This window comes from Micromonospora sp. NPDC049282 (assembly GCF_043197045.1).
In the GTDB taxonomy this organism is placed as follows: domain Bacteria; phylum Actinomycetota; class Actinomycetes; order Mycobacteriales; family Micromonosporaceae; genus Micromonospora.
This window is the reverse complement of sequence record NZ_JBICSL010000039.1, coordinates 1-5,364: the sequence shown is the minus strand read 5'-3', so window position 1 is coordinate 5,364 and position 5,364 is coordinate 1. Positions and strand designations below refer to the sequence as shown.

At 57.7% G+C, this 5,364-nt stretch carries 3 rRNA genes; all 3 read left to right on the top strand.

Annotated elements, in window-relative coordinates:
• Window positions 1-156 precede the first annotated feature (156 nt).
• The 3 genes from ACGFI2_RS30550 (at window position 157) to rrf (ending at window position 5,352) form a co-directional block, all read left to right on the top strand.
• Window positions 157-1,670: ribosomal RNA gene (locus ACGFI2_RS30550) — 16S ribosomal RNA — on the top strand.
• A 378-nt stretch (window positions 1,671-2,048) separates the two neighbouring features.
• A 23S ribosomal RNA gene (locus ACGFI2_RS30545) occupies window positions 2,049-5,159 on the top strand.
• A gap of 76 nt (window positions 5,160-5,235) precedes the next feature.
• Window positions 5,236-5,352: ribosomal RNA gene (gene rrf / locus ACGFI2_RS30540) — 5S ribosomal RNA — on the top strand.
• Together the 16S, 23S and 5S rRNA genes form the textbook arrangement of a ribosomal RNA operon.
• Window positions 5,353-5,364 lie beyond the last annotated feature (12 nt).

Here is a 5,364-nt window from a genome sequence, read left to right as displayed (position 1 = left end):
GGTGTGTGGTTGTTCTTTGAGAACTCAACAGGGTGCTTGATAAGCCAGTGCCAATTGTTTTATACCCCGGACTGGTGGCTGTCTTCGGATGGTTGCTGGTTGGGATTCCTTTGGCAACATTTGTTTGTTGCCAGGACATTGTGTCCGACAAAGTTTTTGTTGGAGAGTTTGATCCTGGCTCAGGACGAACGCTGGCGGCGTGCTTAACACATGCAAGTCGAGCGGAAAGGCCCTTCGGGGTACTCGAGCGGCGAACGGGTGAGTAACACGTGAGCAACCTGCCCTAGGCTTTGGGATAACCCCGGGAAACCGGGGCTAATACCGAATATGACTTCTGGTCGCATGACCGGTGGTGGAAAGTTTTTCGGCCTGGGATGGGCTCGCGGCCTATCAGCTTGTTGGTGGGGTGATGGCCTACCAAGGCGACGACGGGTAGCCGGCCTGAGAGGGCGACCGGCCACACTGGGACTGAGACACGGCCCAGACTCCTACGGGAGGCAGCAGTGGGGAATATTGCACAATGGGCGGAAGCCTGATGCAGCGACGCCGCGTGAGGGATGACGGCCTTCGGGTTGTAAACCTCTTTCAGCAGGGACGAAGCGTAAGTGACGGTACCTGCAGAAGAAGCGCCGGCCAACTACGTGCCAGCAGCCGCGGTAAGACGTAGGGCGCGAGCGTTGTCCGGATTTATTGGGCGTAAAGAGCTCGTAGGCGGCTTGTCGCGTCGACTGTGAAAACCCGCAGCTCAACTGCGGGCCTGCAGGCGATACGGGCAGGCTAGAGTTCGGTAGGGGAGACTGGAATTCCTGGTGTAGCGGTGAAATGCGCAGATATCAGGAGGAACACCGGTGGCGAAGGCGGGTCTCTGGGCCGAAACTGACGCTGAGGAGCGAAAGCGTGGGGAGCGAACAGGATTAGATACCCTGGTAGTCCACGCTGTAAACGTTGGGCGCTAGGTGTGGGGGCCTCTCCGGTTCCCTGTGCCGCAGCTAACGCATTAAGCGCCCCGCCTGGGGAGTACGGCCGCAAGGCTAAAACTCAAAGGAATTGACGGGGGCCCGCACAAGCGGCGGAGCATGCGGATTAATTCGATGCAACGCGAAGAACCTTACCTGGGTTTGACATGGCCGCAAAACCTCCAGAGATGGGGGGTCCTTCGGGGGCGGTCACAGGTGGTGCATGGCTGTCGTCAGCTCGTGTCGTGAGATGTTGGGTTAAGTCCCGCAACGAGCGCAACCCTCGTTCGATGTTGCCAGCGCGTTATGGCGGGGACTCATCGAAGACTGCCGGGGTCAACTCGGAGGAAGGTGGGGATGACGTCAAGTCATCATGCCCCTTATGTCCAGGGCTTCACGCATGCTACAATGGCCGGTACAATGGGCTGCGATACCGTGAGGTGGAGCGAATCCCAAAAAGCCGGTCTCAGTTCGGATCGGGGTCTGCAACTCGACCCCGTGAAGTCGGAGTCGCTAGTAATCGCAGATCAGCAACGCTGCGGTGAATACGTTCCCGGGCCTTGTACACACCGCCCGTCACGTCACGAAAGTCGGCAACACCCGAAGCCGGTGGCCCAACCCTTGTGGAGGGAGCCGTCGAAGGTGGGGCTGGCGATTGGGACGAAGTCGTAACAAGGTAGCCGTACCGGAAGGTGCGGCTGGATCACCTCCTTTCTAAGGAGCACCATCCGGCGAAAGCTGGTATGGAGCCCGCGCTGCCCGAATGTGGTGGTGGGGTGCTCAATGGCGGAGACACTGGCGAGTTTTTCCTCGGCAACGGCCGGGATCCTTCTAGTACAGCCGCTCCTTCGGGGGTGGTGGGAATGAAGATCTTGGTGCGGCTGGGGAAGGATGCAGAGCACCCTGTTGGGTCCTGAAGGAACAACCGTTGGTTGTTTTCTTCGGAGCCTTGGCGATGAGCGGTTGCTCGTCGAAGGTGCCAGGCATGGCCTGGTCTTCATACCGCCGGCGGTTGTCGGGTCTGGTGGGGACTGTTCGGGTTGTGGGTTGGTTGTTTGTTGAGAATTGCACAGTGGACGCGAGCATCTTTGTGGTCAAGTTGTCAAGGGCGAACGGTGAATGCCTTGGCACCAGGAGCCGATGAAGGACGTGGGAGGCCGCGATAGGCCTGGGGGAGCTGTCAACCAAGCTGTGATCCCAGGGTGTCCGAATGGGGGAACCCGGCATCAGTCATGTGATGTCACCCGCACCTGAACACATAGGGTGTGTGGGGGGAACGCGGGGAAGTGAAACATCTCAGTACCCGTAGGAAGAGAAAACAAATAGTGATTCCGTGAGTAGTGGCGAGCGAAAGCGGATTGAGGCTAAACCGGCGGCGTGTGATACCTGTCAGGGGTTGCGTGGTCGGGGTTGTGGGACCCTGCGAAACGAGCTGACACTCGTTTGAGGAGTTACAAAGCCAGTGGTTAGTCGAACAGTCTGGAATGGCTGACCGTAGACGGTGATAGTCCGGTAGGTGAAAGCTGCTGGTCTTCTGTGGGTGTTCCCGAGTAGCGGCGGACTCCTGAAATCTGCCGTGAATCTGCCAGGACCACCTGGTAAGCCTAAATACTTCCTGGTGACCGATAGCGGACAAGTACCGTGAGGGAATGGTGAAAAGTACCCCGGGAGGGGAGTGAAATAGTACCTGAAACCGTTCGCCTACAATCCGTCGGAGCCTTACGGGGTGACGGCGTGCCTTTTGAAGAATGAGCCTGCGAGTTAGTGGCATGTGGCGAGGTTAACCCGGGAGGGGGAGCCGTAGCGAAAGCGAGTCTGAATAGGGCGTATTCAGTCGCATGCTCTAGACCCGAAGCGGAGTGATCTAGCCATGGGCAGGCTGAAGCGCGGGTAAGACCGCGTGGAGGGCCGAACCCACCAACGTTGAAAAGTTGGGGGATGACCTGTGGTTAGGGGTGAAAGGCCAATCAAACTCCGTGATAGCTGGTTCTCCCCGAAATGCATTTAGGTGCAGCGTCGCGTGTTTCTTGCCGGAGGTAGAGCACTGGATGGTCTAGGGGGCCCACAAGCTTACCGAAATCAGCCAAACTCCGAATGCCGGTAAGTGAGAGCGCGGCAGTGAGACTGCGGGGGATAAGCTTCGTAGTCGAGAGGGAAACAGCCCAGATCACCAGCTAAGGCCCCTAAGCGTGTGCTAAGTGGAAAAGGATGTGGGGTCGCATAGACAACCAGGAGGTTGGCTTAGAAGCAGCCATCCTTTAAAGAGTGCGTAATAGCTCACTGGTCAAGTGGTTCCGCGCCGACAATGTAGCGGGGCTCAAGCACACCGCCGAAGCTGTGGCATTCACATTTCAACTTCGCCCGGTCTTGATATCGGGTGCAGGTGTGTGGATGGGTAGGGGAGCGTCGTGCCGGGGGTGAAGCGACGGGGTGACCCAGTTGTGGACACGGCACGAGTGAGAATGCAGGCATGAGTAGCGAAAGAAGGGTGAGAAACCCTTCCGCCGGATGACCAAGGGTTCCAGGGCCAGGCTAATCCGCCCTGGGTGAGTCGGGACCTAAGGCGAGGCCGAGAGGCGTAGTCGATGGACAACGGGTTGATATTCCCGTACCCGCGAAAGAGCGACCCTGACGAACCTCGTTGTGCTAACCACCCGAACTGTTGGCGGTCTTCGGACCAAGAGCGGGGAGCGTGGGAACCTGGCGGGTAGTAGTCAAGCGATGGGGTGACGCAGGAAGGTAGCTGAGCCCGGCCGGTGGTTGTGCCGGGGTAAGCGTGTAGGCCGTGCCGTAGGCAAATCCGCGGCGCATATAAGGCTGAGACGTGATGCCGAGCCGATTCAGGTGAAGTCAGTGATCCTATGCTGCCGAGAAAAGCCTCTAGCGAGTTCTTAGCGGCCCGTACCCCAAACCGACACAGGTGGTCAGGTAGAGAATACCGAGGCGATCGGGCGAACTGTGGTTAAGGAACTCGGCAAATTGCCCCCGTAACTTAGGGAGAAGGGGGGCCGGAGACGTGAAGCCCCATGCGGGTGGAGCGTTGTATGGCCGCAGAGAGCAGGGGGAAGCGACTGTTTACTAAAAACACAGGTCCATGCGAAGAAGTAATTCGATGTATATGGACTGACGCCTGCCCGGTGCTGGAACGTTAAGGGGACCTGTTAGCTCTTCGGGGCGAAGCGGAGAACTTAAGCGCCAGTAAACGGCGGTGGTAACTATAACCATCCTAAGGTAGCGAAATTCCTTGTCGGGTAAGTTCCGACCTGCACGAATGGCGTAACGACTTCCCCACTGTCTCAACCACAGGCCCGGCGAAATTGCATTACGAGTAAAGATGCTCGTTACGCGCGGCAGGACGGAAAGACCCCGGGACCTTTACTATAGCTTGACATTGGTATCTGAATTAGCTTGTGTAGGATAGGTGGGAGCCGGTGAAGTCCATACGCCAGTATGGGTGGAGGCAATCTTGAAATACCACTCTGGTTGATTTGGGTATCTAACTTCGGACCGTTATCCGGTTCAGGGACAGTGTCTGGTGGGTAGTTTAACTGGGGCGGTTGCCTCCTAAAGGGTAACGGAGGCGCCCAAAGGTTCCCTCAGCCTGGTTGGCAATCAGGTGTTGAGTGCAAGTGCACAAGGGAGCTTGACTGTGAGACTGACAGGTCGAGCAGGGACGAAAGTCGGGACTAGTGATCCGGCACTGGCATGTGGAAGCGGTGTCGCTCAACGGATAAAAGGTACCCCGGGGATAACAGGCTGATCTTCCCCAAGAGTCCATATCGACGGGATGGTTTGGCACCTCGATGTCGGCTCGTCGCATCCTGGGGCTGTAGCAGGTCCCAAGGGTTGGGCTGTTCGCCCATTAAAGCGGTACGCGAGCTGGGTTTAGAACGTCGTGAGACAGTTCGGTCCCTATCCGCCGTGCGCGTAGGATACTTGAGAAGGGCTGTCCCTAGTACGAGAGGACCGGGACGGACGAACCTCTGGTGTGCCAGTTGTCCCGCCAGGGGCACGGCTGGTTAGCTACGTTCGGAAGGGATAACCGCTGAAAGCATCTAAGCGGGAAGCTCGCTTCAAGATGAGGTATCCCACCCACTTTGGTGGGGTAAGGCCCCCAGCTAGACGACTGGGTTGATAGGCCGGAAATGTAAGCCCGGTAACGGGTTCAGTTGACCGGTACTAATAGGCCGAGGACTTGACTACCAAGCTGCTACGCGTCCACTGTGCAACTCTGAACGAACAAGCAACCCTATGGGTTTGTTTGACATGTTCATAGAGTTACGGCGGTCATGGCGGAGGGGAAACGCCCGGTCACATTCCGAACCCGGAAGCTAAGCCCTCCAGCGCCGATGGTACTGCACTCGGGAGGGTGTGGGAGAGTAGGACACCGCCGGACAATCTTTCAGTC